This is a genomic window from Rhizobium sp. P2_G2, assembly GCF_056403555.1.
Genome location: NZ_JBFUFF010000014.1, coordinates 57,469 through 81,669 on the forward strand (window position 1 = coordinate 57,469; position 24,201 = coordinate 81,669).

Here is a 24,201-nt window from a genome sequence, read left to right on the forward strand (position 1 = left end):
CGCTTGGAGGATATATATTTGCGAATGCTAATGAAATAGATAGCCAATGGCGCTGATGTTTGCGATCCTGTGATGCCGCAGCCATGACTATGCGGCAAAGTTTGGGAGGTGGATCATGGGCGTCGTCTGGAAATCCGGTTTCGCCATGAATACGCATGACAACCCGTTCGAAATGGGCACGATCACGCTTTTCTCGGCGACCCATTTCACCAGATCGCGGTTCGATATTGAGACCGCGGTCGGCACTTTCGAGGTGCATGGATCGGGCTTTGCGCATGATTCACTCGGCCACGTGCGATCGGGCAGCGTGACAAAAATCGTCGAAACGCGCGATGGTCAGGAAATAGGCTCGATTGCCGGAATAAGGCTGTCGGTCGAAGACGCTGTCTACGTTCTTTCGCACCCGGCGCTCATCCCCAAATATATGTCGAGCCACCTGCACGGAAACGATGTGCTTTCCGGCAGCGGCGGCAATGATTTCCTGGAAGGTTTTGCCGGCAATGACCGCATCGCAAGCCATCGGGGCAACGACGTGTTAAGAGGCGATGCAGGTGCCGACACCTTCATTTTCGCCAAGGGCGACGGCGACGACACGATCGAGGATTTCAAGGCCAGGGGCCAGAATCACGACGTCGTCGACCTCACGAGATTGAAGGGCATCGACACGTTCCAGGATGTCGTGACGCTGCTCCATGCCCACGGCAACGACACCTGGTGCGATGACGGCCTTGGCGACGTGCTGGTGCTGCAGAATGTCGACATCGACAATCTCGGCAAGTCGGATTTCGTGTTTTGATGACCAGCGGCGTGCGAACGCAGCGGTCAGCGCAGAGCGGCAGGTAGGGATCCGCTGCCAGTGTGGGCCGGCGAGCAGCAGAGGCGGAGAGGGCGGAGGGAAAGAGGCGGCAGATCAAGACCGCCGGGTTCAGCCGGGCGCGCGTCGCGCCGAGTTACGACAAATGGCGGCAGCCCTATGATAGCCCTCAGACACCCATCGGACACCGGTGAGACACTGGTGTCGCATGGGTGTCGACATACAGAGACAGAGGCGCAGACTGAGACAGACAACGGAGACGGAAAACAAAACCAAACAAAAACAAAACTTGAAACCCCGCCTCTTCAATCAACGCTGTGCCTGACGAACGGTTGCCTGGCTCCGGAGAGGAAGCAGGCGGAGACGTTGGTGCAAAACACTGACGCCCAGCAATGGCTGATGTCTCGCACTGTCTGGGGCGCATACTCACCGGAACCGGTCAATCCTGACCTGTCAACGGCATGCCCACGCCGCCGCCGCCCTTGTGCGGCCGCGCGAAAAATCCGGCGGGCGCGGATGGCACCGAGTTGATGCAGTCGCGTGAACAGCCGTGGATCAGCAGCGGCACAAAGTCGGTGCCGATCCGCTGCGTCGTCCAGAAAAGTTCTGGCGCCCGCTCGCCAAACGCCCGGTCGCAGACGCTGCAGGTCTGGGGCAGCAAGGTTTCGATGGGTTGACGAAGCGGTGGAAACGGCAGCCGGGTCTTCCGATTTCCATAGAGCGCGCGCGTGCTCATCCGGCTGGAGGTGAGATGCCGGCAACGCGTGACTTCATAGGGAAGCCAATGCAGGCAATAGGACGTATAGACGTCCAGATCCTGCAGCGCCGACATGGCGCCGATCTCCGGCGGCAGCCGGCGCAGGGAGCTGCCATAGAGGCGCAACGTGCGGACTTCGGTGAGAGAGCCGATGTCTGCCGGAAGTGTCACGACATGCAGCCAATCGTCCCAGGGGATATGCGCCGACGGCTCGATAACGGTTGCACGCGAGATTGCGGCATGCGCGACCAATTGCTTGATCAACGCCCAACCGGGCTGGTTTGGATCTTGCGCTTCGACATGCATCTTCGAAACCAGCGGCGTCCCTTTCTTCGTCCGGGCCGTCAGGCAGGGGCAGGACGCGCGACGCGTAATGCGACCGATCGCCGCCCGCGTGACGGGATCGATGGAGAGCAGGTGCTGTGGGTGCTTTTCGTCGTCGGACATGGCGGTGGGGGATGGTGGTTGTTGGTGGTGAGTGGTCATAGGCCGGAGGGGTTGCGCTTGCCAAGTGCGGCGAGCGCGGAGCGGGTCATTTCGGCGCAGTCATGCGCTATGATCTCGGATATATCGATTTGGAACAGAGAACTCTGCAAACCACCGACAACCCGTTCGGCACGAGGTTGTCACCCATGTCTTAGGGACATTCTGCTACCTATGTCTCCGGGTCGGACAAAGCAAAGATGGCGGAGAGGGTGGGATTCGAACCCACGGTACCCGTAAAGGTACTCCGCATTTCGAGTGCGGTGCAATCGACCACTCTACCACCTCTCCGCATTCACTTTCGCCCTCGGTGGTGGCTGGTCGAGCCGGTCGGGCGAAGCGTGGGCGGGGATATAGCGACGAAAAAAGGCAAGCGCAAGATAGGCTGTGAAGAATTTGCGCAGTGGATGTGAGCTTATTGTGGCGGCTGGGATCACGTCGGCGCCGCTTCTGTGTGGCTTCAGTGTGCCGGCTCATCAAGAGATTGGCTCGATGTGGCAATGCCAAGGATCGCGTCGAGAGGCATGATGTCGCGTTACCCTCCCAATCCGGGTAGTTGGTGCGTCTGAACTCTGGAAATCCTCCTGGTTCTGAGCTTTATGGGCGGTTGGCGCTGCTTCGGGAAACCGGAACTCTGGACGCCAGTCATTTCGAAAGTGGGCAGACGCATAGGCGCGAAGTCGTCGCGGTGCGAGATGCTCTGGAGGTTGATCATGCCTGCATTCAATCCACGCGTCGCTACATTGTCGCCGCCGGCGGTGCCATCGGCGATGTCCTGGGGCAACGCCTACGATGGCTCGCGGGGCGAGCTCATCAGCCTCAGCCAGGCGGTGCCCGGTTATCCGCCACATCCGGACATGCTGGCCTGGCTCGCCGAGGCCGCGGGATCGCGAACCTATACCGGTTACGGCGATATCGAAGGCGAACTCGCGTTGCGCCAAGCCTATGCAGCACATGTCGCAGAACTCTACGGTGCGCCGATTTCTGCCGGGAACATCCACATAACGTCCGGAGCCAACCAGGCGTTCGTGTGCCTGATCATGGCGATTGCCGGGGCAGGGGATACGGTCGCCGTGACCAATCCATTTTACTTCAACCACAAAGCCGCTCTCGATATGCTCGGCATCAAGCTGACAACCTTCGCCGTGGATGCGCAGAACGCTTTCCTGCCTGACCTGCAGGCGGTGAAGGCAGTGCTTAGGCCCGGCCTCAAGGCGCTCGTGCTGGTAACGCCCAACAATCCGACAGGCGCCATCTGCTCGCCGGCATTGCTCGACGAGATTTTCGCGCTCTGCCAGCAGAACGGCACATGGCTCGTCATCGACGAGACCTATCGCGATTTTGTCGACGAAAATCAAATGCCGCCGCATCAACTGCTGTCGACACCAGGTTGGGAAGACGGGCTTGCGCTGACCTACAGCTTTTCGAAGGCCTATTGCATCGCCGGCCATCGCCTGGGTGCGATCACTGCGAGCCCGGAAATGGTCAGACAAGTGACGAAGGTGATGGATAATCTGCAGATCTGCGCGCCGCGCGCGGCACAGGCATCGGTTGCCAAGGCCATTCCGGCGCTCGTCGATTGGCGGCGCGCCAACCTGCGGGAGATTGCCGGTCGCGCTGCGGCGCTCCGGCAGGTGGTGGAGGCGTTGCCTGCCTGGAAGATCGAGTCACTCGGTGCGTATTTTGCCTATGTCCGGCATCCGTTCGCCAATGTGTCATCGGAGGTCGCGGCCCAAAGGCTGGCGCGCGAATTCGGCGTTGTCTGCCTTCCCGGCGACTATTTCGGTGAAGGGCAGCAGCGTTACCTGCGTTTCGCCTTCGCCAATGCCGATATTCCGACCATCCTTGGGCTTGAAGACCGTCTCAAGAATTTCGCATTTTGACCGCCGGGCTGGTCTTGACGCGTTCGGTTTGCCAGTGAGCTTGCGGCAAGCTATCTGACGCCGCGCCTCATAGGTATCACCGAGAGTGGCAGCCAGTTCAGCGGCTGGCGATGCTGTTCGTTGGAAGCAGTTTTGTTCTCTGCTCTATACGATCGAGGGCATTGACAGCGGCGAGGCATTGTCGGGCGCGCGACAGTTGTTCGAGTTCGCAATCACGGTCTATTCCGGGAAGGGCGAGTGACTGTCGTTTTTCAGGCAGTCAACCCCTCCACCTTCTCTATAACGGCTTTCGTTCCTGACAGTGGCTGGCCGAGCCTGGCAAGGCGGAGGTGTGGCGGCGAAAAAGGCAAGCTCGGGTCAGAAAAACCAGCCAAACCGTGTTTCTTTGCCGGGGCTTGGCTTGACAGACTCGTGACCCTCACGTACACGCAGTGCAGAAAGCTGCGGATAGCTCTATCCTCGGCTGGAGTTTATGTTTGCCGAAAGGCAGGCATTCACCGGCGGATTTCCGCCAAAGACCAACCGACTGACAAAAAGACCATCCGGTCGGGGCTTGCAAGCCCAGGATCGAGATCGTGTTCAAGAACATGAAAGGATAAAAGATGTTCGCAGTCATCAAGACCGGCGGGAAGCAGTACCAGGTTGCTGCCAACGACGTGATCGCCATCGAAAAGCTCGAAGGCGAAGCCGGTACGAAGATCGAATTCAAAGAAGTCCTCGTTGTCGGCGAGGGTGCCAGCGCCAAGATCGGCGCGCCTTTTGTAGAAGGCGCTGTCGTGACTGCGGAAGTCGTCGGCCAGGGCCGCACGCGGAAGACCATTTCTTTCGTCAAGCGCCGCCGCCAGAATTCCAAGCGCAAGAAGGGCCACCGCCAGCATTTCACCACGGTTCGCATTCTCGAAATCGCGGCCTGATCGAAGTTAGAGGACTAGGAGAACTACAATGGCACATAAAAAAGCTGGCGGTTCCTCGCGCAACGGTCGCGACTCCAACTCGAAGCGCCTCGGCGTCAAGAAGTTCGGCGGCGAAGCCGTGATTTCCGGCAACATCATCGTGCGTCAGCGCGGCACCCAGTGGCATCCCGGCGCAAACGTCGGCATGGGCACGGATCACACCATTTTTGCGGTCACCGAAGGCAATGTCGAATACCGTACCAAAGCCAATGGCCGAGTGTACGTGTCCGTCATGCCGAAAACGGCGGCCGCAGCAGAGTAAGCCGGTGCTCTTAAAAACAGCCGGCGCCTCATAGGCCCGGCTGGCACTTCAGGTCGCAAGATCTCCAGGGTTCAAAAGGGAAGATGGGGCGGTACCCATCTTCCCTTTTCGTTTTGACCATGGAGGCAGTCATGCAAAGTCCATTACAGCAAAGCTCAAGCCAACCAATCTTGAGTGAGACGCGGCCGTTGCCGCAGGAACTGACCAGTCCGGTCCTGGCTTCGGAGCGCCTGCTCTTGCGCGCGCCCGCCGTCACGGACAGCAACGCAATTGCCCATCTCGCCAACAACATCAATGTCGCGTCCAAAGTGTCGCGCATGCCGCACCCCTATACGCCGAAGGATGCCGAGAATTTTGTCGGCCGCGTGATTTCGGGCGCGATGGGCAAATGCGTCTATGCCGTGACACGCAACGACACCGGTGAGTTCCTCGGCTGCTGCGCGCTGGAGGTCCAGGCCGGCGGACACGGCATGGAGATCGGCTTCTGGCTGGGCGAACCGCATTGGAACAGGGGGCTCGCCACGGAAGCCGCGCAGACCCTGATCGATTTCGGCTTCCAGCATTCCGACCTCGATTTCATCGATGGCCGGGTGCGGGTGATGAACATCGCCTCGCGGCGGGTGCTGCAGAAATGCGGCTTCCAGTTCCAGGGCACGGGCATGATGCCGTCGCTGGCGCTGGGCGGTACGGTCGCGGTCGAGTGGTTCCGGCTCGACCGCAAGACCTGGGGTTCGCTGAGACATTGGGGAGGTGCGAGATGAACGCGCTTTCAAAGGATTTCTTCGCCGACCTGCCGCTGCCGCCCGGCCTTGGCCAGCCTGTTGACACCGGCCCGCTCGGGCCGCAGCCGACAATCCGGACGGGGCGGCTGACGCTGCGCCGGCCGGAGGCGAAGGATGCGGCAGCGATCACGGCAGGTTTGGCGAACTATCGTGTCGCCCAGATGCTGACGCGGGTGCCGCAGCCCTATCATCTTGAAGATGCCGAGGATTGGCTCGGTGGGCTCGAGGCCGATGGTGCAGGCGCCTGGGTGTTCGCGATCACGCTGGGTGGCGTCCGCGCCATCCTGATGCCGGGTGCCGAAGCCGCCAATGGCAACGAGGCCGATCGTCTGATCGGGGTGGTCGCCATCGAGTGGCGCGAGGCGCATGGCCGTGCGGGCTTTCATGTCGGCTATTGGCTCGATGAGAGCCAGTGGGGCAAGGGCATCATGACGGAGGCGCTCAACGCCGTCGTCGCCCGATTCTTCGCCGCGCATATGGGCGAGACCCTCTATTCGGCTGTGATTGTCGACAATCCGGCGTCGCTCAGGCTGCAAGGCAAGCTCGGCTTCGACATTACCGGCGTCACGGAAGGCTATTCCGAGTCGAGGGTCGCGATGGTGAAGTTGATCACCACCGAACTGACATTCGGGGGCTATGTCCCGATGTAGGAAAAGGGCGGCTTCGGGCCGCCCTTTGCTTCTAATTCCGGGCCGGTCATAGGACTTTCTCTCCATTTCCAGCTTTGCCGGCATCAACTATACTATCTGCCATTGCGCCATGTCGGGGGAGACTGCGATGGCAAGCAAGATCAGGGCGTGGGCGGATAGTTTCTACAAGGCGTGCTGGAGTTTCCTCTGGGATCATCTGTCGGCGATCCGCCATTTGTTCGGCTGGTCGGTCATCGAGGATATCGTCCATCTGCTGAAACGGCTGTTTGTCGTGTGGCCGTCCTTCCTGTCGCTGTTGTTCGGCGTGTTGCTGTTGACGTTGTCGCAAGTGGTCGACCTGCTGGCGCGGTCGTTCGATGCGCTGGATGTCGTGATCCTCATCCTCTTCCTGATGGTTTTCTGGATCGTTCCGCTGCATCTGGGCGCGCGGATCCTGCTGGATGCGGAGCTGAAGAAAAGAGGCATGGCGCTGATGGCGCGCAGCCGGCTTGATCGCTGGCTGCCGCGGGATCTCGCTTTCGTGGCGCTGCTGGCGCTGTTCTTCAGCGTCCATTCGGAGACGAGCACCTATACCGCGCTCTCACCGCGCTTTGCCGTTTATGGCTTGAGGGCGCCGAGCGGCGGCCTGTGGATCGTGCCTCTCGCCAGCCTCCTCGCCTTCCTGATCTATCTGACTGTCAGGGAGGACGCCAAGACGACGATGTCGGCCGCGGTCGGCAGACGCATTTCGATCGCCTTCACCTGCATTTCGCTTGTCTTCCTGCTGATCGCACTCTCCTGGCCGTTCGAACTGGCGAGCCTGCTCGGCGGCCTGATGTTCGTGCCGATGCTGCTCGGCAGCTGGATCATGCCGCTGGTCGGGCTGATCGTGATCGCCAACACCACCCTGTTCTGGCGCCGGCTGGTGCAGATCGGCACTGTCATGGCCCTGGCGGCCTTCGTCTTCGGCGCGGGTTATTCCGGCAATCATTTCCACGATCTCCGGGTGCTTCCGGCCGACAAATCCACGTCTGGAACGTCGCCGGAGCTGGCGCTGGCGGATTTTGTCGGCGCCTGGAAGAAGGCCAACAATTGCGACAAGCTCACCCCGCCGCAGCGATGCCCGGTGCGGGCGGTGCTGGTCACCGCCGAGGGCGGCGCCAGCCGTGCGGCCTTCCAGGTGGCGACCGTGATGGGCAAGCTGCTCGATGAGCAGCCGGCCGGTTTCCGCAATCGGCTGTTCCTGTTGTCAGGCGTTTCCGGCGGTTCGCTGGGGCTGGCCACCGTGCGGCAGGCGCTGGCCGACAGCGCCGACGGCAAGCCGCCCTGCAGGGTTTCGGATGGGCGCAGCACGCGCAACTGGCTTTACTACAAGAGCGCGCATGCGGCCGAGGCCAAGAGCAGTTGGCGCAAATGCCTGCAGCTGCTGGTTTCGGCGGATTATCTGACGCCGGCTTTTGTCGGCCTGGCGCTCAGGGACTGGTGGATGGCCGCGCCGGCCAGCCTTGACCTCATTCATTTCGCTGATCGTTCCGCGCTGCTCGAGGAGGCGATGGAACAGCATTATGCCAGGATAACGAAAACGGATTGCGGCAAATTCGAAGGCCTGTGCGCGCGTTTCGGTCATGGCGACCGGTCGAAGGCCTGGCTGCCGGCGCTGCTGCTCAACAGCACGCTGGTCGAACGCGGCCAGAATGTCGTGGCGAGCGAGATCGACCCGTCGTCGCAATTTCCGGATCGGGACAGCTGTGTCAGCAACGGCAGCAAAGCCTATCCCGCCCATCTGCCCTATTCCGAACTCATCCCCGATTCCTACGACATTTTCGAACTCCTGGGCGCTTCGGATGATCCGAAGGTGGCGCCGAGCAAGGTGGGCAGGGACATCCGCATCTCGACAGCGATCGTGACCTCGGCGCGTTTCCCGATCATCTCCAGCCAGGGCAATATCCGCAGCCGGGGCGGCGCGCTTGTCGGGCAACTGGTCGATGGCGGCTATTTCGACAATAGCGGGCTTGTCAGCATCTTCAACATCGTCGATGCGCTGGATTGCTATGGGATCGACAGCACGGTGATCAGCATCGGCAACGATCCGGTGGACGACAATCCTGCCCGCCTGTGGAAATTCGACGGCCGGAAGAACATCCGCCATCCGCCGCTCGAATTCACCGGCCCCAAGATCGACGCCGCTTTCTCGCCGCTCAATGCCTTCTTCAATTCCCGGCAGGGCCATGTGCTGGACAATCGCTTCGAGACGGTCAATCGCGTCGGCTTCGACGATGTCATCCCGATCAATGTCTATACGGCAATCTGTGTCGAGACGCTCAGCGCCGATGGCGCCTGTCCGGCGGGCGCCCGTGTGCCGATCCAGACGCTTTCGATGAGTTGGTGGCTGTCGTCCTATGTGCAGCTGTTCATCGAGATGCAGGACAAGGACCAGATTCCCAACGCCAAATGCGACAATGTCCATTGCCGCTACAATCCGACGAAGATGCTGGCGGCGGATTTCGATCCATCTGGTGGCCAGACGCACGGCGTGGACCTGAAACCGTTCCAGCTCAATTCCCTGGACGAGTTACAGCATTTCGCACCGTAGGGTGCGTCAGAGGGGGATTGGCTTTCGGATGCGGGGTGTGACCCCGTTTCGCATCCGTTCGATCACCGCAGATGCTTCCTCGAAAGTCGATGTATCGGCAAGGCGATCGGCAAACGCCATCGAGGCGACGACTTTCGGGCCGGAAAAAGCCCAATACTGGCTCATCAGCGGATTGACGAACAGTTCGCTTTCGCCGGTTCGGTCGGTGGCATGATAGTTGCCGAACTCGCCATGGATCGCGCTGGCGATCGAATTGCAGACAATGCTGCGGTGGCGCGGCTGCCGCTGATTGGCATAGGCGACAAGATCGAGAAAGGCGTCGGCTTCAGCCGTTCCGCCAACCAGCGACACGCCGCCGAGATAGCCGCCGGCGCGCGTGATCCGGGCTGCATTTTCCAGGAAGGAATGGTGGGAGATGCCGTGGAAATGGTCGATGCCGAAGCCGAGGCAGGCGAGAACGACCCGATCCCCTGCGGCCTGGACGGCGCCGACCAGCGAGACCGCATCTTCGGTGATGGTGCCCAGGCCCGGCTCATCGCCGAAGATCAGGCTGTCGGTGCCGCCGTCGACCAGGACGACAAGATCGAAATCATGCCGGTCGAGCAGTGTACGATAGGCGTCGCGAAGCGGTGCTGCGCCGGATTTGCCGAAGCCATAGACCGGCACGTCGAGAGACCGATGCGCCAGCCATTCCGCCAGCCATTTCTCTGGAAAATAGGGCAGTTCCCGCGCACCGGTCGTGATCTGCCATGTCGACGGATCGAGCTTTTCGGCGCCGGAATCCCAGAGATTGGAAAAGGAGAGATTGGCCAGTGCGACGGAGGCGCCGCGCGTGAGAAGGCGGGTTGCCAACGGCATGCCGCAATAGACGTCGAAGCCGCCGCCGCATCCGGCCAGCAGAACATTGGTCGCTCCATCCAGTCTGTCGAGAAAGGGGACCATGCCTCGGCCTCTCCCTATTCGATCTCCACCCAGATCGGCTTGTGATCGGAGGCGATGCAGGCCTCGTCCACCCCGCCGCTCTTGAGGCGATTGCGGAGTGAGCCGGAGACGAAGCAATAGTCGAGATATTGGCGGCTTTCCGGCCGGCCGGGCTCTTCCCAGGTGAAAGCGTCGGGCGTTCTCGGACAGAGATGGCCCAGCGCATCGATCGGATCGTTGTAGCGCGGGGTACGACCATAGAAATGGTCCTTGGGGCCGACCATGGCGACATATTCAGAACTTTCCGGCAGCATGTTGAAATCGCCCATGATGACGAAATCGTCGGGATGCGGCGCGTCGAGGAAATGGAATTCGGCCCCGCCGCTGACGGCGCCGCCCTCGATGCCGTAACGGGTGACGCGCTCCTTGAGGAATTCGATCTGGGCGATGCGTTCGGCCGGGCTGCGATGGTCGAGATGCAGCGAATAGACCCGGATTGGACCGGACGGGGCGCCGATCAGCGCTTCCAGCGCCGAGCGCTGCAGGTTGAGATAATCATAGGTGCGGGTGCGCGGCAGGAGCAGGTTGCGGGTCGTGTAGATCGGGTAGCGCGACAGGATCATATTGCCGAACTGGCGGCGGCGCATGACAGCCTTGCCGTCGACGATTTCGGAGCCGGCATCGGTGTCGGTTCCGACGCCGAAAGCATGGAAATGTTCCGGCAGAAGTGCCGCCAGAACCGCCGGCATATCGGCGTGACTATTTTTGGGGAAGTTGGTGGTAATCTCCTGCAAAGCGATGACATCGGCCCCTCTGACGGCATCGGCAATGCGCTCGAAGTCGCAAACGCCGTCCAATCCAATGCCGTATTGGATGTTAAAGCTCACAAATCTCATGATATTCTTTGACCTTTCCCCGTTAGCCGCTATATCGAACACGCTTGCCGGGAATTGGCAAGCGACCCCAGGACAAAGACGGACAGATGAAGTTTCTCGATCAATGCAAAGTCTATGTGAAGGCAGGTGACGGTGGCGCCGGCTCCGTGTCGTTCCGGCGTGAGAAATTCATCGAATTCGGCGGTCCCGACGGGGGCGATGGCGGCCGTGGCGGCGATGTCTGGGTTGAGACCGTCAACGGCCTCAATACGCTGATCGATTACCGCTACCAGCAGCATTTCAAGGGCGAGACCGGCGTCCATGGCATGGGCCGCAACCGGCACGGCGCCAAGGGCGGCAGCGTTACGCTGAAAGTGCCGGCTGGCACGCAGATCTTCGAGGAAGACGGCGAGACGCTGATCTGCGACATGACCGAGATCGGCCAGAAATTCCGCATCGCCAAAGGCGGCAATGGCGGCTTCGGCAATGCCTATTTCCGCAGTTCGACCAACCAGGCGCCGGATTGGGCCAATCCCGGCCAGGAGGGCGAGGAAAAGACCGTCTGGCTGCGCCTGAAGCTGATCGCCGATGCCGGCCTGGTCGGCCTGCCGAACGCCGGCAAATCGACTTTTCTCGCGACAACGACACGGGCGCGGCCGAAGATCGCCAATTATCCATTCACGACCCTGCATCCCAATCTCGGCGTAGCGAGCGTCGACGGCAAGGAATATGTGCTGGCCGACATCCCGGGCCTGATCGAAGGCGCACACGAGGGCGTCGGCCTCGGCGACCGTTTCCTCGGCCATGTCGAGCGTACCCGCGTGCTGCTGCACCTCGTTTCGGCGCAGGAAGAGAATGCCGGCAAGGCTTACAAGACCGTGCGCGCCGAGCTCGAAGCCTATGGCGCCGGTCTCGCCGACAAGGCCGAGATCGTCGCCCTGTCGCAGGTCGATACGGTCGATGCCGATCAGCTGAAGAAGAAGAAGGCGTCGCTGAAGCGCGCCGCGGGGCAGACGCCCTTTGTCATTTCCGCCGTTGCCGGGCTCGGCATGCAGGAGGTGCTGCGCGAGTTGGCCGGCGTCATCGAGGCCAGCAAGGCGGAAAATCCGGACTTGCCGTCGGCCGACAGCGCCATCAACTTCAACCGCAAGGTCAAGATGGCGCCGATGGACGATGAGGATGATTGGGACGACGATGACGAGTGACCGCCGCTCGCTGTCCGCCTGCCGGCGGATCGTCATCAAGATCGGCTCGGCGCTGCTCGTCGACCGTCGGTCCGGGCTGAAGAAGGCGTGGCTCGATGCCATGTGCGAGGATATCGCAGCGCTTGTGGCGCGCGGCGTCGAAGTGCTGGTCGTCTCCTCCGGCGCCATTGCCATGGGCCGCACCGTGCTCGACCTGGCGTCGGGTGCGTTGAAGCTCGAGGAAAGCCAGGCTGCTGCGGCGGTTGGCCAGATCGCTCTGGCACGCGCCTGGTCGGAAAGCCTGTCGCGGCACGAGATCGTCGCGGGGCAGATCCTGCTGACGCTCGGCGATACCGAGGAGCGCCGGCGCTATCTCAATGCGCGGGCGACGATTGCGCAGTTGATGAAACTCAAGGCCGTGCCCGTCATCAACGAGAACGACACGGTGGCGACCACCGAGATCCGTTATGGCGACAATGACCGGCTGGCGGCACGGGTGGCGACCATGGTCGGCGCCGATCTGCTGGTGCTGCTATCCGATATCGATGGGCTTTATACCGCGCCGCCGCATCTCGATCCGAATGCCAAATTCCTCGAATTCATCCCTGCCATCACGCCCGAGATCGAGGCGATGGCAGGCGGGGCTGCCTCGGAACTGTCGCGTGGCGGCATGCGCACCAAGATCGATGCCGGCAAGATCGCCACTTCGGCCGGCTGCGCTATGATCATCGCCTCCGGCAAGGTCGAGCATCCGCTGCAATCGATCCTCGACGGCGCGCGGCACAGCTGGTTCGCGCCCTCGGCCGAACCGGTGACGGCGCGCAAGACCTGGATTGCCGGGCAGTTGCTGCCGGCGGGCCGACTGACGGTCGATGAAGGTGCTGAACGGGCGCTGCATACCGGCAAGAGCCTGCTGCCAGCCGGCGTGCGCAGCGTTTCGGGTGAGTTTTCACGCGGCGATACGGTGGCGATCCTGACGCTCGCCGGCCGGGAGATCGCGCGCGGTCTCGTGGGCTATGACGCGCAGGAGGCGAAGCAGATCGCCGGCAAGAAGTCGATCGAGATTGCCGCCATCCTCGGCTATGCCGGTCGTTCGGCCATGGTGCATCGCGACGACCTGGTGATGACGGGGGCGAAGCAGAAGGAGCAGGCCGATGCTTGACAAGGTGAAGGACGATATCGCCGCTCTGATGCTCGATCTGGGCCGCCGTGCCCGGGCGGCGGCGCAGCCGCTTGCCATCGCCTCGGCCGAACGCAAGCATGCGGCCCTCGTCTCCATGGCGGCCGAAATCGTCGCCCGCAAGGACGACATCCTTGCCGCCAATGCACTCGATCTCGACAATGCCCATGCCGCCGGCATGACCGGCTCCTTCCTCGACCGGCTGACCTTGAACGAAGCCCGCGTCCGCGCCATGGCCGACGGCATCCGCACGATTGCCGAGCTCCGCGATCCCGTGGGCGAGGTGATTGCCGAATGGGACCGGCCGAACGGCCTGCATATCGAGCGCGTGCGCACGCCGCTCGGTGTCATCGGCGTGATCTATGAGAGCCGTCCGAACGTCACGGCCGATGCCGGCGCGCTCTGCCTCAAGGCCGGCAATGCCGTGATCCTGCGTGGCGGCTCGGATTCGCAGCATTCGTCGGCGGCGATCCATGCATGCTTGGCCAAGGGGCTGCGCGATGCCGGCCTGCCGGAGGATGCGATCCAGATCGTGCCGACCACCGATCGCGCCGCCGTCGGCGAGATGCTGACCGGCCTCAACGGCGCCGTGGACGTGATCGTACCGCGCGGCGGCAAGAGCCTTGTCGCCCGCGTGCAGGCCGATGCGCGCGTGCCGGTCTTCGCTCATCTCGAGGGCCTCTGCCATATCTATGTCGACAGGACCGCCGCGATCGACATGGCAAAATCGATTGTCGTCAATGCCAAGATGCGCCGCACCGGCGTCTGTGGTGCTGCCGAGACATTGCTGGTCGACCGGGCGGCTGTCGCGACGCATCTCAAGCCGCTGCTCGATGCGCTGGCCGCCGCCGGCTGCGAGGTCCGCGGCTCGGCCGAAGTGCTGGTCAATTACGGTCAGGCCAAGCCGGCAGTGGATGCCGACTGGACGACGGAATATCTCGACGCGATCATTTCGGTGGAGATCGTCGACGGCATTTCCGGTGCGATCGCCCATATCAACCGCTATTCCTCGCATCATACCGAGGCGATCCTGTCGGAGGATGTCAACGCGGTCGGGCGCTTCTTCAACGAGATCGATTCCGCCATTCTGCTGCACAATGCCTCGACGCAATTTGCCGATGGCGGCGAGTTCGGCATGGGTGCCGAGATCGGCATCGCCACCGGCAAGATGCATGCGCGCGGCCCTGTCGGCGTCGAACAGCTGACATCGTTCAAGTACCGGGTCCGCGGCAGCGGCCAGATCAGGCCCTGACGACGTGACGGGGGAGGGGATCGACAGACGCTATCTCGTCATGCCGCATGTCGAGCGCGGCATGGTGGTCGGCCTGTTCGGCGGCTCGTTCAACCCGCCGCATGAAGGGCACCGGCTGGTGGCGCGCATCGCTCTGCGTTGCCTCGGTCTCGACCAGCTCTGGTGGATGGTGACGCCGGGCAATCCGCTGAAGAGCGGCCGTTATCTGGCGCCGCTTTCCCAACGCATCGCACTTTCCGAACAGATGGCCGACGATCCGCGCATTCGCGTCACAGCCTTCGAACTGTCGCTCGGGTCCAGCTATACGGCGCAGGTGCTGGAACGCGTCCGCATGCGCAATCCGCATGTAAACTTCGTCTGGATCATGGGCGCCGACAATCTGCGCGATTTTCACCGCTGGCAGAATTGGAAGAAGATCGCCATGACCTTCCCGATCGCGGTGATCGACCGGCCCGGCGCGACTTTGTCTTTCCTCTCCTCGACCATGGCCAAGACCTTCGACTATGCCCGCATCGACGAGCACGACGCGCTGACGTTGGGACGGACGGAGGCGCCCGCCTGGACCTTCATCCATGGACCGCGGTCGATCGTCAGTTCGACCGCGATCCGCAAGATGAACGGCAAGGCGGGCTGACGCCGGAAAGCTCCGGCGCTGGCTGACGCTGGAGGAGTTTCAGAAGGTGAAGTCGCCCGAGGTCAGGCTGTTGACGCTGACACCCGTCAGCGTGATCGTGTCGCCATGGCCGGCATCGATCACGGCATTGCCGTGCGATGTGTGGACATGATTGTCGATCAGATCCGAGAAGCTGGTGATCGAGGCGACATCGGAGAGGTCGATGACATCGTGGCCGGTTCCGGTGGCGTGGAAGTCGGTGATCGTGTCGTGGTTGAAGCCGGTCTGGAAGATGAACGTGTCGGCGCCGGTGCCGCCGGTCAGGATATCGTCACCCTTGCCGCCGGTGATGAAATCGTCGCCGTCCAGGCCCTTCAGCTTGTTGATGCCGTCATTGCCATGGATATTGTTGGCCTCGCCATTGCCGGTGCCGTTGCGGGTCGCGCTGCCGAGCAGGATGAGGTTTTCCAGGTTGTTGCCAAGGGTATAGCTAACGGTGGATTCGACGGTGTCGCCGGTTCCGCCGGCGATGAACTCGGCAATCTTGGTGGCGGCATTGTCGATAATATAGGTGTCGTTGCCGCTCCCGCCTTCGATGAAGCCGTTGACGGTGCCCTTGCGGTCGTCGAAGACGTCGCTGCCGCCGCCGAGGATGACATTGCCGTTGATCGTGCCGTCATTGACGACCGTTTCCTGCTCGCCGCCGCCGATGATGGCGTTGGCGCCGGTGATCGTTCCATGGTTGGTGATCTTCGATGTCTGCGTCGGGTCGTTGATCGCAGACAGGTCGATGCCGGCGGTGCTGCCCTTGATCGTGCCAAGATCGTCATTGGTGACCGTGACGCCGAATGTCGTGCCGGCAATGCCCGTCGCACCCTCGATATGATCGAGGTTGAGGATCGACGTGCCGTGGTCCTCGTTGCGGATGCCGTCACCGGTGGCGACGATCTGGCCCTCGACGACGACGCTGTTGCCGTTGAGGCCGGGGCTGGTATTGCCGTTGTCGAGCCAGATGCCGATATTGCCGGTGAGGATGCCGTCGAAATCGACGGTGACCTTGTTGTCCATGCCGCTGATGCGCATGGCGCTGCCATTGGTGACATGGATTTCGCCGTCGATGCCGAACGCGTTCGAATTGAAGGCCGAGGATTCGAAAATGCCATTGCTATTGGTGACGTTGACGATGTCGAACTGTGCGAGATTGATGCTCGCATTCGAGTCTGCAACGTTGTAGGTGGAGTTGCGATTGCCGATTTCGATGAATGCGCCCATGGTTGAGCCTCCTAGAGCTGGGTGGTGGGGCCCGTGGCAGTCGATCTGGCTGTCAGCGTGGTGCATTCATCGTCACGCCGGGAGGGGGCAGGGGCTGTTCCGCAGGGAACAGATTCTTGACAATAGGGGTGTCAAAAGAATGTGATCGGGACGTGATGGCGTCAGGTGGAAACGGTCCGTTTCCGTCGACCCGAGCGGCTTTGCCCTTTAATTATCCAGCCGCCGTGCTTCCGATTCCAGCATGATCGGAACGCCGTCGCGAATGGGATAGGCAAGCCTTGCTTTTTCCGAGACCAGTTCGTTCTTCTCTCGATCCCAGATCAGCCGGCCCTTGGTGAGCGGGCAGACCAGCAGTTCCAGCATTTTCGGGTCGGGCTTGGAAATATTCTCGTCCATTCCCAATCCTATTGCAGCGTCTTGGCGGCGTCGCCGAAGGCGCGGGTCAGGACCATTTCGGTCATCGCAACAAGCGTCTCGGCGCGGGTCTTAAGGTCGGGGGCTTCGAGCAAGGCCTGCTTTTCGCGCGGGCCGAACGGCGCCATCATGGCCAGCGAATTGACCAGCGTGCGGTTGGAGGTCTTGCTGACGGCTTCCCAATCGACTTCGAGCTTGTTGGCGTCGAGATAGCTGCGGAAGGCCCCGAGCAGCGCCTCGCGGCCGACCGACGGGTCGTCCTCCGGCTCGTGCAGGTCGGACATGAAGGGCGCGATGTGGAATTTCCGATAGGGATGATGTTGCTGCACCTCGTCCCTCAGCCGGAAACGGCAGACGCCGCTGATATCCACGACATAACGGCCATCGCCGGTTTCGCCGAACGTGGTGATGCGACCGAGCGTGCCGACCTTGCACAGCTCCGGATTGCCCACCGGGCTTTCATCGGTCTCGCTGAACACCGGCTGGATGATGCCGATCAGCCGGTTGCCCTTGAGCGCATCGTCGACCAGCGTCAGGTAGCGTGGTTCGAAGACATTGAGTGGCAGATGCCCCCCCGACAGGAGGAGCACGCCCGACAGCGGAAACACCGCGATCGCCTCGGGCAGATCGGCTTCGGTCAGATAGCGAGCATTTCCCACGTGCATCGCAGCATCTCCACTTGCTGTTCGGCCGGCTCAGGAGAACAGGATGGCCGACATCTTGCGCCGGGCCGAAACGGAGGCCGGGTCCTTGAAACCCCAAACTTCTAGAAACTGCAAAAGTTGCTTGCGGGCGCCATCATCTTCCCAGGCGCGGTCGCGCTTGACGATATAGATGAGATGATCGGTGGCCGCCTCGCGATCGCCCTCGACATTGAGAATCTTGGCAAGTTTGACGCGTGCCGCATGATCGTCGGGATTGGCCGCCAGCTCCTGCTCCAGCGCGCGCGGGTCGCCCAGCTTGCGGGCTTCCTCTATCTGGCCGATGCGGGTGATCAAGGCCGCGAGCGCCGCATCCTTCTTCTGCTCGTCGCTCAGGCTGGCGAGCAGGTCGCGTGCATCTTCCCATTGGCCGGCGGCGATCATGACATTGGCCATGCCGGCCAGCGCCTTGAGATTTTCCGGATCGGCCTGCAGCACGGCGCCGAACAGATCGGCCGCACCRCCGAAATCGCCTTCGGCCAGGGCTGCTTCGGCATCGGCGATCACAGCCTCGATCTCGGCTGCCTGGTCGGCCGGGCCGCCGCCGGGGCCGGCAACCTTGTCGATGAAGGCGCGGATCTGGCTTTCAGGAATGGCGCCCATGAAGCCATCGACCGGCCGGCCGCCGACAAAGGCGATGACGGCTGGAATCGACTGGATGCCGAGCTGGCCGGCAACCGAGGGATGACGGTCGATATCCATCTTGACGAGCTTGACCTTGCCGGCGCCCTCGTTGATCACCTTTTCCAGCACCGGCGTCAGCTGCTTGCAGGGGCCGCACCATTCGGCCCAGAAATCCACCAGCACCGGCTGCTTCTGCGATTCCTCGATGACATCCTTGGCGAACGTCGCCGTCGTCGTCTCCTTGATCAGGCCGCCCGGCTCGGCGCCGTTTGCCTTGGGGGCAGGCGCCTGGCCGCCATAGCTGATGTTATAAGGATTGCTGTAGCCCGTCATTGCCCGAAACTCCCGTTTTTCCGCCCCAATGTCGTATCTTAGACCGTGACTTTCAAGACATTTGCTTTGTGCCCGGTCGCCTCGATGAAGCGGATCAGATCATCGCGGCTGATCGAGGTCGTGGCATCGTTTGAGAGCGGATGACAGTTGATGATGTCATTGTTCATCAAATCGGCGTCGAGCACAATGGTCACATTCTGCCCGGCATCGTTGAAAACCCCGAAGGCGGTGACGGCGCCGGGAATGACGCCGAAATATTCCATCAGCTTTTCCGCCTTGCCGAAGGAGAATTTCGAGGCGCCGCCGACGATCTGGTGCACGGTCTTCAGGTCCACGGTGGCATGCTCTTCCACGGTGAGCAGGAAATACTGGTCCTTCTTGTCCTTGAGGAACAGGTTCTTCGTATGCCCGCCGGCAATCTCGTCGCGCAAGGCTGCCGATTCGGCGACGGTGAACACCGGCGCGTGCTGTTTGGTCTTGTGGGCAATGCCCAGCCCATCGAGGAATCGGAACAGATCGTCGGCTGTCTTCGGCTGCGCTTCGCTCATTCCCACTCTCTCCGCATCAACTCTAGAGGCGCGACAGATAGCCCGGTTCGCGCCCGGGAGCAATCGAATTCCGCGACCACCCAAAAGACAAAACCCATTCAAAAACAGCCTCTTAGATCAGTCTCGCAAAATTTCTCAGGGTTTTTGTCATTTCCCTGTTGCATTTCAAAATGGCTTGGGCCATATAGCCCCCGTCGCCGCCGGACGGTAGCGACCTTCGGTCCAACGATCTACCCCGGACCGTCGCAGATGAGCGGGTGTAGCTCAGGGGTAGAGCACAACCTTGCCAAGGTTGGGGTCGAGGGTTCGAATCCCTTCGCCCGCTCCAGTTTTCCAAATGCGAATATCGAAAAATCTCGGATCTTCCGGCTGGTGATGCGGTTGAAATCGTGCGCTGGGGAAGCTTATTCCGATGCGGGGGTTACCGGCCGCTTACGACATTGGCAGTTTGCCTTAAGATGAACGAATCAGCAAACAGCAGATCATCGGTGTTCTGGGTGTGAGCAGGGGACGTCAGCGTCCGGTCTTTCGGATGCCATTATCGATGCCGAAATTTGTGCGGCGGACGAAAACTGCGCGCCGGATTTTACGGCGCTTCAATCAGCGTAAAGTTGTAAACTAGGATTTCCTGAAGGAAAGAAAATCGTCCTATATATTGCCGAGATCTTTCTCGACCCGTGCGGCCAGTTCGGTGAGTTTCTGATCGCGCAGAATGCCGATGAAGTCGGACTCCGAGACACGTGACCTGCTCAAATTCCGGCGCGCATTCGCGATTGAGCCAGCTAGCCGGTCTGGAATATGTTCATAAAGACTGATCAAGAACGTATCCGGCGTTTGGGGCACCAAATTATGCTTCGTCAGTTCGGAGACTGGGAAATCACGCAGGTTCCATGTGATGATTGTCGATGCATCGGCCTCGATGGCCGCCGCAACAACATGCCGATCATCGGGATCGGGGAGGTTGATCGCCTGGATGTGCTTTTCATATCCAGCGACTGTGGCTTCCGGCAGCGCGACATTCATGAGGCGCTTCGTGGCCTCCAGGCGATCGATCGAAAGGCCCGGCGTGTTGGAAATGAGGTTCCGCATCCACTCATCGTGGATCGCATCGGTCCAGCGCGCATGGAACAGGCGGTCGACGCTCGCCTGAACGATGACATTTCTCAAGTGGAACGGATAGAGGATGCAGGCATCGCAGACTGCGACGACAGGATTAAATGCCATAGCGGAGATTAAGGTCCTCGGCGTCGGCGGCCAAATCCTCCATCGCCTTGCGCTGGACGTCGAGCTGCGCCTTCAGCGCCAGCACATCCTTGAGCGACGCGCGGCGATGCTTTCCGACATAGCGGAACGGCAGATCGCCGATTTCCATCCGATGCACGACGAGCGGACGCGAGATGCCGAGGATGGTGGAGGCTTCTGTGGGGCTCAATTCCTGGTCCTCGGCAAGAACCGCCACCCGTTCGCCGCTGAGCAGCCGCGAAAGCAGGGTCTCGATGGCGTTGGCCGCGGCCGGCGGCAGCGAGACCGTTTGCTCCTCACCGTCCTGGCGCCGGACATGCAATTCGACGTGGTCGCCCTCGCCGAGTTTCGGCAGATGCGGCATCTTCTTGCGGTCCCGGTCCGAAAGGCCGGCGAACTGGACGACTTGGCTGGCCATGGCATGTTCTCCTTGCCAACCAATATAAGGAGGTACGTCATTAACTGCAATAACTGAAAGTCTCCGAAACTTGCGAGGCCGGTGGCGGGAGCGGACGTCTGTGCCGTCTACGTCTGTGCACCGCATGATCATGCTGCCCGTTTCTCTTCGTGTTCGGGAATCCCGCTTCATCCTCTTCATACAACAGGGAAGCGATTTCCTAACAGGTGCGGGGATGGTGAGCTTCAGAGCCTCGTCGACATAGACGTCGTCCTGGGTCACGCTTCGGGCGCATAGTGGCTCCGAGGGTTTTCTGGTGATTCGGTGCGAGCCGCGTTGCGTGGAACCATCAAGCAGTATCCGGCTCTTCCATGAATATGAAACGGCGGTAAATACGTGGTGCTGCCCGGCGGCCATCAACACGCATATTTTCACGGTTGCGACAGTGGGCTTGCTTGGACGACATGATGACACTTTCCCGAAGCGACCGTTCGGATGCGCGTCTGTCAGGGTGCCTAAATCCCAGCGGCGAGACATATGTCCCTGATGAGCCTGAAAAGATGGCGCGCGTCGGTCGGGGCACCGTTTAAACCCAAAATGACGATAAACGTCCACGGCTTTGGAGGCCTGCGAATAAAAGCGCCAGATCATTCGTCCACAGGTTGCCGCACTCTGCGTGCGCCACTTTGGAGGAGGATTCTATGCCCACAGCCACCTACAATCATCCGCTTTTCGGTCTCGTCACCTTCAAGACCAGGCATTCTACATGGGTCTTTGGCGATGACATCGAATTCACAAGCGGGTTCGACGTCAATGATATTCAGACTGTTCACATTCCCCAACTCGAAAAAATTCCCGGCTCGAGCAATGGAAACCTCAGATTCCACAAACGAGCGCATGCGCAGGTGTTGGCGGTCTTCGCCGAGATCGAACGGCTTGGCCTGATGCACCACATCAAGACCTGCGCTGGTTCGCTGAATTTTCGGCTGAAGAGACCGATCTCGGGCAAGTTGAGCAAGGAACCCTCAAACCATGCTTTCGGGATCGCGATCGATCTCAACGCTGACGATGGTTCGAACGGGGCATCCGTTGCCCCAGTCGCCCCTGTTTTTGAAGGGATGGGTTTCCGTTGGGGTAAGGCTTTCAGCGACCCGATGCATTTCGAGGTGAAGACCTTCATCGATCATCCGAAAGGGCTTTCCAGCCCGGTGGCTGTGACGATTGACGGAAAGGCAAGCGACCTGGAAGCAAAGAACCTCTTTGGAGACGTGGTCGCCAAGCTTTCCGATCTCGAAAAGCATTTCGATCTGGATGTCACTCCGGTCTCGGACTCGACGGTTGTCGCACATGGCAAGGCGGGCAGTGCGATCACGGAACTGCGTCATTTCGGTGACCAGACCTACGCGCTGTTGCAGCCACTGGCAGGCGCGGGTGGTTTCCATAGCGTATTCGACAACGTCACCAAGGTGCTTCATCTCACCAAAGCAAAAACCTGACCGAACGCCTTTCGACGCTTGATGTCGTTGGCTGGCCTCAAGCGTTGAAAGCGACCGAACATTCATACTCTTGAATAGGGGATTTCCAATGACCACAGACGCGCAGATTGCCGGCATTGCGGACGGTTCGCCTTTGCTGCACCACGACTGGCCTGACCGCGGACCTGCGCCGAAAGCCTATTATCATGGCATGGGACTTGCGTTTGCACGCGCGATTGCAATCCTTCACAGTCCTGATGACGGGACTGCGGACAAACAGGCTATAAGCCGCGCCACGACGGGCCAAATCGGAGACACGGGTCACGATGTTCTCGCGTGGTATTCGCACGAGCTCCAGGCTGCCGGCGCATCGGCAGATACCGCCGAGGGCCGGCTGATTGCGCTGTTTTCGATCATGTTGGGGCTTGGCATGCGGGAGAGCTCGGGTCGCTACTGCGTCGGTGCCGATACGCCGGAGGATCGTGGCGAACCGACAACCGAAGCCAATGCAGAGGCTGGATTGTTTCAGGTGAGCTATGATTCGATCAATGGCGATCCGCTTCGTCAGGCTTTGTTCGATGCTTACAAGAACCGCACCGATCTCGAGGATGTGTTCAGCGTTGGCGTCAACTGCAGTGCTTCAAACTGGATGAATCACGGAAGCGGAGCCGGCGCCAAGTTTCAGGAGACGATGAAGAATTGCCCGCTTTTCGCTGTGCTCTACACCGCTCAATTTCTTCGTGGCCACAGGCAGCACTGGGGACCGATCAACCACAAGCACGCCGAGGTGAGGGCCGATGCGGTCAAATTGTTCACGGATATCCTGAAGATCTTGTGACTGGCAAGACTGGCGAACGATGCAAGGCCGGACGTTCAGATTGCTCTCGCCGCTCAATTCTTGCCAGCGTCACCCGGCGATTCGTCGTTGGAAGGGTCACCCGACTTGTCGTCGGAGGAATCCTCCGAGTCCTCGAAGGAGAAACACTTGTAGTAAACCGGCGGCACCTCGCTGGCGGCACATCCCGATATCGTGCTCAATTCGCCGACATCCTCATATTGCATGTAGGGCGCGATGAGAAAGCGCGTCTCGCCGTCGGGCGAATTGCCGAAGCGGTCGATATGGCCCTTGCTTTCCGGGCTGACGGCGAGGATGGCCCGTTCGAGGACATCGCCTTCCAGCGTGTTGTCGGGCAATTGGTCGAACGGCCCGTCGAGATAGTTGTTGACCGAGGTGTTGAGCACGTTGACGCCGACCAGGATCTTTCGGTTGGCGAAGCGGTCGGCGTAAAAGGCAAACCCGGTGCGAATGCCGACGGTGATCCGGTCGGCACCCGCAAGCGGGTTGAACTGGTCGGCGACCGGGACGGTTTCATCCAGGATATAATGGAAGGTTTTCACCTTGGTGTTGAAGACCAGGAAGAAACGAATGCCGGATTCGTCGAAAATGGGTCCGATATAGCTCTCGTCCTTCTGCACCACGCCGGCTGGCGGCTTGACGCCGGAAAGATCGTTGAGCTCGAAGCGCACTTTCTTGCCCTTGAATGCGACATCATAGGCGAGCTTTCCCGCCTTGGTGACCATCACCCCTTGCTTCGCGCCGATCAGGAAGCTGTAGCCGCTTTCGTCCCGCTGCCAGTTGGTGAAATCCTTGAAATAGTTGAAATGGACGAGGCCCTGGTCGCGATCGGCGACATCGAAGCGGAGATTGCCGCTATATTTGATCCCCTGGTAGTCAAAATAGAAGTAATAATAATTCTCGGTCGGATAGACCTTGACCGTGTCGGGCAGGCTTCCGAGCACCAGCGACAGCACCGAGGGCATGTCGCCGATTGCGAAGTCCGGCACGTTGTGTGCCTCTTCGACATAGGTCTGGTTGGTATAGACCTGCGTCTTTCCGGCGAGCGCCGGCAGCGGCGCGCCCAGGACCAGGCTGAGAAGTGCAGTTTGGCAGATCACGCGGCACGACGGCTTCACGGCATTTCTCCCAGGATTCACGAGCACATGCTATTCTTTC

24 protein-coding genes and 2 tRNA genes are annotated in these 24,201 nt (G+C 60.7%); 14 read left to right on the forward strand and 12 right to left on the reverse strand.

Annotated elements, in window-relative coordinates; all coding sequences use genetic code 11:
* Nucleotides 1-115: 115 nt before the first annotated feature.
* Nucleotides 116-796, forward strand: a complete 681-nt coding sequence (locus tag AC1D06_RS13540) for a hypothetical protein (RefSeq protein WP_477986610.1) — start codon at nucleotides 116-118, stop codon at nucleotides 794-796.
* Nucleotides 797-1,253: 457 nt separating this feature from the next.
* Here AC1D06_RS13540 and AC1D06_RS13545 read toward each other — a convergent pair whose 3' ends face one another.
* Both AC1D06_RS13545 and AC1D06_RS13550 read right to left on the reverse strand, forming a co-directional pair.
* Nucleotides 1,254-1,877: a hypothetical protein gene (locus AC1D06_RS13545; RefSeq protein WP_477986611.1), complete on the reverse strand. Its 624-nt coding sequence runs from the start codon at nucleotides 1,875-1,877 to the stop codon at nucleotides 1,254-1,256.
* Between the two features lie 378 nt (nucleotides 1,878-2,255).
* A tRNA-Ser gene (locus tag AC1D06_RS13550) sits at nucleotides 2,256-2,345 on the reverse strand.
* A gap of 422 nt (nucleotides 2,346-2,767) precedes the next feature.
* Between AC1D06_RS13550 and AC1D06_RS13555 the strand changes: the two genes are divergently transcribed.
* The 6 genes from AC1D06_RS13555 to AC1D06_RS13580 all read left to right on the forward strand — a co-directional run bounded on the left by AC1D06_RS13555 (nucleotide 2,768) and on the right by AC1D06_RS13580 (nucleotide 9,156).
* Nucleotides 2,768-3,937, forward strand: a complete 1,170-nt coding sequence (locus AC1D06_RS13555) for an aminotransferase (RefSeq protein ID WP_477986613.1) — start codon at nucleotides 2,768-2,770, stop codon at nucleotides 3,935-3,937.
* A gap of 602 nt (nucleotides 3,938-4,539) precedes the next feature.
* Nucleotides 4,540-4,851 (forward strand): 50S ribosomal protein L21, encoded by a 312-nt coding sequence (rplU, locus tag AC1D06_RS13560; protein ID WP_477881210.1) that lies wholly within the window; start codon nucleotides 4,540-4,542, stop codon nucleotides 4,849-4,851.
* Nucleotides 4,852-4,879: 28 nt separating this feature from the next.
* Nucleotides 4,880-5,152 (forward strand): 50S ribosomal protein L27, encoded by a 273-nt coding sequence (gene rpmA, locus AC1D06_RS13565; RefSeq protein WP_477881209.1) that lies wholly within the window; start codon nucleotides 4,880-4,882, stop codon nucleotides 5,150-5,152.
* Nucleotides 5,153-5,283: 131 nt separating this feature from the next.
* Nucleotides 5,284-5,913 (forward strand): GNAT family N-acetyltransferase, encoded by a 630-nt coding sequence (locus AC1D06_RS13570; protein WP_477986614.1) that lies wholly within the window; start codon nucleotides 5,284-5,286, stop codon nucleotides 5,911-5,913.
* Entirely contained in the window at nucleotides 5,910-6,584 is a 675-nt protein-coding gene (locus AC1D06_RS13575; protein ID WP_477986615.1) for a GNAT family N-acetyltransferase, read from the forward strand. Before AC1D06_RS13570 ends, AC1D06_RS13575 begins: the two co-directional genes overlap by 4 nt.
* 127 nt (nucleotides 6,585-6,711) lie before the next feature.
* On the forward strand, nucleotides 6,712-9,156 hold the full coding sequence (locus AC1D06_RS13580; RefSeq protein ID WP_477986617.1) for a hypothetical protein: 2,445 nt from the start codon (nucleotides 6,712-6,714) through the stop codon (nucleotides 9,154-9,156).
* 6 nt (nucleotides 9,157-9,162) lie between these two features.
* On the opposite strand, the gene AC1D06_RS13585 is transcribed toward AC1D06_RS13580, so the two are convergent.
* The gene (locus AC1D06_RS13585; protein ID WP_477881203.1) at nucleotides 9,163-10,098 is read right to left on the reverse strand and encodes a DUF1152 domain-containing protein; all 936 of its coding nucleotides are present in this window, start codon (nucleotides 10,096-10,098) and stop codon (nucleotides 9,163-9,165) included.
* 14 nt (nucleotides 10,099-10,112) lie between these two features.
* Nucleotides 10,113-10,973, reverse strand: a complete 861-nt coding sequence (locus tag AC1D06_RS13590; protein ID WP_477986618.1) for an endonuclease/exonuclease/phosphatase family protein — start codon at nucleotides 10,971-10,973, stop codon at nucleotides 10,113-10,115.
* An 86-nt stretch (nucleotides 10,974-11,059) separates the two neighbouring features.
* Here AC1D06_RS13590 and obgE point away from each other — a divergent pair, with 86 nt between their 5' ends.
* From obgE to AC1D06_RS13610, 4 genes are read left to right on the forward strand one after another with little or no spacing between them, the layout of a single operon-like run.
* The gene (obgE, locus tag AC1D06_RS13595; protein WP_477986619.1) at nucleotides 11,060-12,157 is read left to right on the forward strand and encodes a GTPase ObgE; all 1,098 of its coding nucleotides are present in this window, start codon (nucleotides 11,060-11,062) and stop codon (nucleotides 12,155-12,157) included.
* Complete coding sequence (proB, locus tag AC1D06_RS13600) at nucleotides 12,147-13,298, forward strand: glutamate 5-kinase (protein ID WP_477986661.1); 1,152 nt, start codon at nucleotides 12,147-12,149, stop codon at nucleotides 13,296-13,298. Before obgE ends, proB begins: the two co-directional genes overlap by 11 nt.
* Nucleotides 13,291-14,568, forward strand: coding sequence for a glutamate-5-semialdehyde dehydrogenase (locus AC1D06_RS13605; protein ID WP_477986621.1), 1,278 nt, complete (start codon nucleotides 13,291-13,293; stop codon nucleotides 14,566-14,568). The genes proB and AC1D06_RS13605 overlap by 8 nt, the downstream gene beginning before the upstream one ends.
* Nucleotides 14,569-14,608: 40 nt before the next feature.
* Nucleotides 14,609-15,202: a nicotinate-nucleotide adenylyltransferase gene (locus AC1D06_RS13610; RefSeq protein WP_477881228.1), complete on the forward strand. Its 594-nt coding sequence runs from the start codon at nucleotides 14,609-14,611 to the stop codon at nucleotides 15,200-15,202.
* Between the two features lie 39 nt (nucleotides 15,203-15,241).
* On the opposite strand, the gene AC1D06_RS13615 is transcribed toward AC1D06_RS13610, so the two are convergent.
* The 5 genes from AC1D06_RS13615 to AC1D06_RS13635 form a co-directional block, all read right to left on the reverse strand.
* Nucleotides 15,242-16,453, reverse strand: coding sequence for a calcium-binding protein (locus tag AC1D06_RS13615; RefSeq protein ID WP_477986622.1), 1,212 nt, complete (start codon nucleotides 16,451-16,453; stop codon nucleotides 15,242-15,244).
* Between the two features lie 207 nt (nucleotides 16,454-16,660).
* Nucleotides 16,661-16,849, reverse strand: coding sequence for a Trm112 family protein (locus tag AC1D06_RS13620; RefSeq protein ID WP_477881196.1), 189 nt, complete (start codon nucleotides 16,847-16,849; stop codon nucleotides 16,661-16,663).
* A gap of 8 nt (nucleotides 16,850-16,857) precedes the next feature.
* Complete coding sequence (locus AC1D06_RS13625) at nucleotides 16,858-17,532, reverse strand: LON peptidase substrate-binding domain-containing protein (protein ID WP_477986624.1); 675 nt, start codon at nucleotides 17,530-17,532, stop codon at nucleotides 16,858-16,860.
* 30 nt (nucleotides 17,533-17,562) lie between these two features.
* Nucleotides 17,563-18,525 carry a thioredoxin gene (gene trxA / locus AC1D06_RS13630; protein ID WP_477986625.1) on the reverse strand — a complete coding sequence of 321 codons (963 nt, stop codon included), beginning with the start codon at nucleotides 18,523-18,525 and terminating at the stop codon, nucleotides 17,563-17,565.
* 38 nt (nucleotides 18,526-18,563) lie between these two features.
* Complete coding sequence (locus tag AC1D06_RS13635) at nucleotides 18,564-19,073, reverse strand: prolyl-tRNA synthetase associated domain-containing protein (RefSeq protein ID WP_477986626.1); 510 nt, start codon at nucleotides 19,071-19,073, stop codon at nucleotides 18,564-18,566.
* A 253-nt stretch (nucleotides 19,074-19,326) separates the two neighbouring features.
* Between AC1D06_RS13635 and AC1D06_RS13640 the strand changes: the two genes are divergently transcribed.
* Nucleotides 19,327-19,401 (forward strand) — tRNA-Gly (locus AC1D06_RS13640).
* A 320-nt stretch (nucleotides 19,402-19,721) separates the two neighbouring features.
* Here the strand turns inward: AC1D06_RS13640 and AC1D06_RS13645 are convergent.
* Both AC1D06_RS13645 and AC1D06_RS13650 read right to left on the reverse strand, forming a co-directional pair.
* A complete protein-coding gene (locus AC1D06_RS13645) occupies nucleotides 19,722-20,297 on the reverse strand; it encodes a PIN domain-containing protein (protein WP_477986627.1) in 576 nt (191 codons plus the stop codon).
* Nucleotides 20,287-20,733 (reverse strand): MerR family transcriptional regulator, encoded by a 447-nt coding sequence (locus AC1D06_RS13650; RefSeq protein ID WP_477986628.1) that lies wholly within the window; start codon nucleotides 20,731-20,733, stop codon nucleotides 20,287-20,289. Before AC1D06_RS13650 ends, AC1D06_RS13645 begins: the two co-directional genes overlap by 11 nt.
* A 680-nt stretch (nucleotides 20,734-21,413) precedes the next feature.
* Between AC1D06_RS13650 and AC1D06_RS13655 the strand changes: the two genes are divergently transcribed.
* On the forward strand, nucleotides 21,414-22,208 hold the full coding sequence (locus AC1D06_RS13655; protein WP_477986629.1) for a M15 family metallopeptidase: 795 nt from the start codon (nucleotides 21,414-21,416) through the stop codon (nucleotides 22,206-22,208).
* Nucleotides 22,209-22,296: 88 nt separating this feature from the next.
* The gene (locus tag AC1D06_RS13660) at nucleotides 22,297-23,025 is read left to right on the forward strand and encodes a hypothetical protein (protein ID WP_477881188.1); all 729 of its coding nucleotides are present in this window, start codon (nucleotides 22,297-22,299) and stop codon (nucleotides 23,023-23,025) included.
* A 53-nt stretch (nucleotides 23,026-23,078) separates the two neighbouring features.
* On the opposite strand, the gene AC1D06_RS13665 is transcribed toward AC1D06_RS13660, so the two are convergent.
* Nucleotides 23,079-24,161, reverse strand: a complete 1,083-nt coding sequence (locus tag AC1D06_RS13665; RefSeq protein ID WP_477986630.1) for a hypothetical protein — start codon at nucleotides 24,159-24,161, stop codon at nucleotides 23,079-23,081.
* Between the last annotated feature and the right edge of the window lie 40 nt (nucleotides 24,162-24,201).